At 68.3% G+C, this 661-nt stretch carries 1 protein-coding gene; it reads left to right on the top strand.

Features of this window, described 5'->3' with window-relative positions:
• Nucleotides 1–661 (top strand): FAD-dependent oxidoreductase (locus tag QZH66_RS17825; RefSeq protein ID WP_305807145.1); only part of this gene is annotated, 661 nt, incomplete at both ends.

Consider the following 661-nt stretch of genomic DNA (forward strand, 5'->3'; position numbering starts at 1 on the left):
GCGTGGCTGTCACGGACCGCGGCTTCATCGAGGTCGACATCCAGATGCGCACCAACGTGCCGCACATCTTCGCCATCGGCGACATCGTCGGCCAGCCCATGTTGGCGCACAAGGCGGTGCACGAGGCGCATGTGGCGGCCGAGGTCATCGCCGGCGAACTGCAGGGCAACAAGGAACTGGCGAGCAGCGCCTTCAACGCCCGCGTGATTCCCAGCGTTGCCTACACCGATCCCGAAATCGCCTGGGTCGGCCTGACCGAGGACCAGGCTAAGGCGCAGGGCATCAAGGTCAAGAAGGGCCTGTTCCCCTGGGCGGCCTCGGGCCGCGCCATAGCCAATGGCCGCGACGAAGGCTTCACCAAGCTGCTGTTCGACGACAGCCCCGAGGCCCACGGCCACGGTGCCATCCTGGGCGGCGGCATCGTCGGCACCCACGCCGGCGACATGANGCAGGGCATCAAGGTCAAGAAGGGCCTGTTCCCCTGGGCGGCCTCGGGCCGCGCCATAGCCAATGGCCGCGACGAAGGCTTCACCAAGCTGCTGTTCGACGACAGCCCCGAGGCCCACGGCCACGGTGCCATCCTGGGCGGCGGCATCGTCGGCACCCACGCCGGCGACATGATCGGCGAGATCGCCCTGGCGATCGAGATGGGCGCAGACGC

It is taken from the genome of Stenotrophomonas sp. YIM B06876 (assembly GCF_030711595.1).
GTDB lineage: Bacteria > Pseudomonadota > Gammaproteobacteria > Xanthomonadales > Xanthomonadaceae > Stenotrophomonas.